Annotated in this window: 5 protein-coding genes; 3 read left to right on the top strand and 2 right to left on the bottom strand. The window is 70.5% G+C overall.

Annotated elements, in window-relative coordinates; all coding sequences use genetic code 11:
• Positions 1-91: 91 nt before the first annotated feature.
• A complete protein-coding gene (locus ACWEN3_RS41950; protein ID WP_452982651.1) occupies positions 92-403 on the bottom strand; it encodes a helix-turn-helix domain-containing protein in 312 nt (103 codons plus the stop codon).
• Between the two features lie 47 nt (positions 404-450).
• Positions 451-714: a hypothetical protein gene (locus ACWEN3_RS41945; protein ID WP_452982648.1), complete on the bottom strand. Its 264-nt coding sequence runs from the start codon at positions 712-714 to the stop codon at positions 451-453.
• Positions 715-877: 163 nt separating this feature from the next.
• Between ACWEN3_RS41945 and ACWEN3_RS41940 the strand changes: the two genes are divergently transcribed.
• The 3 genes from ACWEN3_RS41940 to ACWEN3_RS41930 all read left to right on the top strand — a co-directional run bounded on the left by ACWEN3_RS41940 (position 878) and on the right by ACWEN3_RS41930 (position 4,306).
• Positions 878-1,735: a TIM barrel protein gene (locus ACWEN3_RS41940; protein ID WP_452982646.1), complete on the top strand. Its 858-nt coding sequence runs from the start codon at positions 878-880 to the stop codon at positions 1,733-1,735.
• A gap of 41 nt (positions 1,736-1,776) precedes the next feature.
• The gene (locus ACWEN3_RS41935; protein WP_452982643.1) at positions 1,777-2,670 is read left to right on the top strand and encodes a 2-hydroxy-3-oxopropionate reductase; all 894 of its coding nucleotides are present in this window, start codon (positions 1,777-1,779) and stop codon (positions 2,668-2,670) included.
• A gap of 172 nt (positions 2,671-2,842) precedes the next feature.
• Positions 2,843-4,306, top strand: coding sequence for a catalase (locus ACWEN3_RS41930; protein ID WP_452982640.1), 1,464 nt, complete (start codon positions 2,843-2,845; stop codon positions 4,304-4,306).
• The last annotated feature ends 321 nt before the right edge of the window (positions 4,307-4,627 follow it).

Below are 4,627 nucleotides of genomic sequence, written 5' to 3'. Positions count from 1 at the left end.
GGGACCAGGGCGATGTACGCGAACCACCACAGTGAGGGCGCCGGGAACGAGAACACGGGCAGGGCGCCCGCCACGGCTGCGCGGCGGAGCGCTACGCTCCCTTCTCCCGGTTGAGGTAGTTGTAGACGGTGAAGCGGCTGACGCCCAGCGCGCTCGCCACGGTCTCCACGCCGTGGCGCACGGCGAAGGCGCCCCGCGCTTCCAGTATCCGCACGACCTCCTGTTTCGCCTTGCGGTCCAGGTCGGCCAGCGGCCGGCCCTCCTTGCGCTCCATGGCGGCGAGGATGTGGTCGAGGGAGTCGGCGAGCTGGGGCAGGCGCACGGCGACGACGTCGACGCCCTCCCAGGCGAGCACGACGTCCTCGGACCCGGCCTCGTCCGGTGGGATCATGACCCCGCCCATGGCGTCGACCAGCGGCTTCACGGCCGTGATGAAGGGCTCGTCCCCGCTCACCTATCGCCCTCCCCGTCCTGGCCCCCGACCACGTTGACCTGGAGCGAGATCCGGGTGGCGCCGGCCTCCAGGCTCCTGCGCAACAGCGCGTCCACGGCGGTCAGCACACGGTCGGACACCCCTTCGGCCGTGTTGCCGAACGGGCCGACGTCGACGGTGTCGAGCCCGGCCGTCTCCAGGACCTCCCGTGCCGCCACGGCGTGCGCGGGCGCCTCGTCCAGGTCGAAGGGCTCGGTCGTGAACTCCACTTTCAATCGCACGCGCACAACCTAACGCGCGGCACGGATTTCCGGGACGGCCGAGCGGGGACCGGCTGACGGACCCCCCTTGACAAGCGCCGACACCCGACGGCAATCTTCCATTAAGCAGAAACGAACTTCCGTAATACGGAATATCGACCCAACGGAAGGGAGCGCGGCCCGAATGCCAGGTTTTGGATCGAGCACAGCCGCAGACCAGCGCTTCAACGTCAACCTGTCGATCCTCTTCACGGAACTCCCGCTCCTGGAGCGCCCCGCGGCCGCCGCCGCGGCGGGCTTCACGGCGGTCGAGCTGTGGTGGCCCTGGGTCGACTCCCCCACCCCCGAGCGGTCCGAGCTCGACGCCCTGAAGAAGGCGATCGAGGACGCGGGCGTCCGGCTCACGGGGCTGAACTTCTACGCCGGACAGCTGCCGGGCCCGGACCGCGGCGCCCTGTCGATCCCGGGGGAGGAGTCGGAGAGGTTCCGCGCCAACATCGACGTGGTCGCCGACTTCGCCGCCTCGCTGGGCTGCAAGGCCCTCAACGCCCTCTACGGCAACCGCGTCGAGGGGGTGGACCCGGCCGAGCAGGACGCGCTCGCCCTGGAGAACCTGGTCCTCGCGGCCCGCGCGGCCGACCGGATCGGCGCCATCCTCCTGATCGAGGCCCTGAACGGACCCGAGTCGCCGAAGTGCCCGATCGTGAGCGCCCCCAAGGCGATCGAGATCGTGGACGAGGTCAACGCGGCGACGGGCCTCGGCAACGCGAAGTTCCTGATGGACCTGTACCACCTGTCGATGAACGGCGAGGACCTGCCGTCGGTGATCGAGCAGTACGCGGCCAAGACCGGCCACGTCCAGATCGCCGACAACCCCGGCCGCGGCGCCCCCGGCACGGGTTCGCTCCCGCTGGAGGAGCTGCTCGGCCTGCTGCGGAAGGCCGGTTACGACGGCTGGGTCGGCCTGGAGTACAAGCCCGGCGACCGCCCGAGCGCCGAGTCCTTCGCGTGGCTCCCGCGCGAAGCGCGCGCGGCGCGCTGAACCCCCCTGACTTCGCAGAGCAGTAGAGAGGCACCCCCATCATGAGCAACACCCTCCCCAAGATCGCGTGGATCGGTCTCGGCATCATGGGCTCCCCCATGTCCGAGAACCTGATCAAGGCGGGCTACCAGGTCACCGGCTTCACGCTGGAGCAGGAGAAGCTGGACCGCCTGACCGCCGCCGGCGGCACCGCCGCCCCCTCGATCGCCGAGGCCGTGCGCGACGCCGACGTGGTGATCACCATGGTGCCCGCGTCCCCGCAGGTCGAGGCCATCGCCTACGGCCCGGACGGCATCCTGGAGAACGCCCGCCAGGACACCCTGCTGATCGACATGTCCTCGATCACCCCGCAGACCTCCGTGGACCTCGCGAAGGCCGCCCGGGACAAGGGCGTCCGGGTCCTCGACGCCCCCGTGTCCGGCGGTGAGGCCGGCGCGATCGAGGCCGTGCTGTCGATCATGGTCGGCGGCGAGCAGGCCGACTTCGAGCAGGCCGAGCCGATCTTCGAGGCGCTCGGCAAGACCATCGTGCTGTGCGGTCCGCACGGCTCCGGCCAGACCGTGAAGGCGGCCAACCAGCTGATCGTCGCCGTGAACATCCAGGCGTGCGCCGAGGCCGTGGTCTTCCTGGAGAAGTCGGGCGTGGACCTGGCGGCCGCGCTGGACGTCCTCAACGGCGGTCTGGCGGGCTCCACCGTGCTGACGCGGAAGAAGGACAACTTCCTGAACCGCGACTTCAAGCCGGGCTTCCGCATCGACCTGCACCACAAGGACATGGGCATCGTCACCGACGCCGCCCGCAACGTCGGCGCGGCGCTGCCGGTCGGCGCCATGGTCGCCCAGCTGGTCGCCAGCCTGCGCACCCAGGGCGACGGCGGCCTGGACCACTCGGCCCTGCTGCGGGCCGTGGAGCGCCTGTCCGGCTCGCAGGTCTGAGCCGAGCCCCGAGCTTCCGGGCGGCGCCGTCGCTGACACCTGTCCTGTCGCGCCCAGGCGCCGGCGCCGCCCGGATTCTACTTCAACAAACTGTTGACGTTCAGATTGCCCCACTTCTAGGCTCCACTAAGCGGAAGAAGATTTCCGCTGCCACCCGCACGGAAGGTCCACGATGTCGCAGCGCGTGCTCACGACAGAGTCCGGCGCCCCGGTCGCCGACAACCAGAATTCCGCCTCGGCCGGCGTAGGCGGCCCGCTCCTGATCCAGGACCAGCAACTCCTGGAGAAGCTCGCGCGCTTCAACCGCGAGCGCATCCCGGAGCGCGTGGTGCACGCCCGTGGCTCCGGCGCGTACGGCCACTTCGAGGTGACGGACGACGTCACCGGCTTCACCCACGCCGACTTCCTGAGCGAGATCGGCAGGCGCACCGAGGTGTTCCTGCGCTTCTCCACGGTCGCCGACTCGCTCGGCGGCGCGGACGCCGTCCGCGACCCGCGCGGCTTCGCGGTGAAGTTCTACACCGAGGAGGGCAACTACGACCTCGTCGGCAACAACACCCCGGTGTTCTTCGTCAAGGACCCGATCAAGTTCCCCGACTTCATCCACTCGCAGAAGCGCGACCCGTTCACGGGCCGTCAGGAGCCGGACAACGTCTGGGACTTCTGGGCGCACGCCCCCGAGGCCACGCACCAGATCACCTGGCTCATGGGCGACCGCGGCATCCCGGCGTCGTACCGCCACATGAACGGCTACGGCTCGCACACCTACCAGTGGACGAACGCCCAGGGCGAGGCCTTCTTCGTCAAGTACCACTTCAAGACGAACCAGGGCGTCCGCTCCCTGAGCAGTGAGCAGGCCGCGGAGATCGCGGGCAACGACGCCGGCTCCCACCAGACCGACCTGCTGCAGGCGATCGAGCGGGGCGTGCACCCGTCCTGGACCCTGCACGTCCAGCTCATGCCGGCGGCCGAGGCGGCTGACTACCGCTTCAACCCGTTCGACGTGACCAAGGTCTGGCCGCACAAGGACTACCCGCTGCAGCGCGTGGGCCGCCTGGTCCTGGACCGCAACCCGGACGACGTCTTCGCCGAGGTCGAGCAGGCCGCGTTCTCCCCGAACAACTTCGTTCCGGGCATCGGCCCCTCCCCCGACAAGATGCTCCAGGGCCGCCTGTTCGCCTACGCGGACGCCCACCGCTACCGCCTCGGCGTCAACCACACCCTGCTCCCGGTGAACTCCCCGAAGGCGGTCCCGGGCGGCGCCCGGAACTACGGCCGCGACGGCCACATGGCCGTCAACGCCCAGGGCCGTCACGCCAAGAACTACGAGCCGAACTCGTACGACGGCCCGGTGGAGACCGGCCGCCCGCTGTCAGCCCCCCTCGCGGTGTCGGGCCACACGGGCAACCACGAGGCCCCCCTCCACACCAAGGACGACGACTTCTACCAGGCGGGCGAGCTGTACCGCCTGATGTCGCAGGAGGAGAGGTCCCGCCTCGTCGCGAACATCGCCGGCGGCCTCTCGCAGGTCTCCCGCGACGACGTGATCGAGAAGAACCTGGCCCACTTCCACGCCGCCGACCCCGAGTACGGCAAGCGCGTGGAGGAGGCGGTCCGCGCCCTGCGCGAGGACTGATCTAGAGGAACCCGCAAGCAGCGTACGGAGCCTGACGGGAGGTCATGGACTCCGCGCGCGGCCCGCGCGGCACGCCGGACGGCCCGGATGAGGGGTGGCCGTGACGGCGGGTGCGCGGGCAGGGCGAGGACCGCGGCGGCGTGCGAGCCAGTGCGGTGGTGAAGGAACCGAGTGCCCTTCTCGACCAGAGGGAAGGTGCCCCCGGCTCCGTCGCACCCGCCGCGGTCCCACCCAGCCCCTTCCGGGGGGCCCACCCGCCCCGTCCGGCGGCGCGAACGACCTGTCGCGCCCAGCCTCGCGCCGTCGGACGGCCATCACCCC

This window comes from Streptomyces sp. NPDC004561, assembly GCF_053602155.1.
This window is presented reverse-complemented; position numbering and strand designations above follow the sequence as displayed.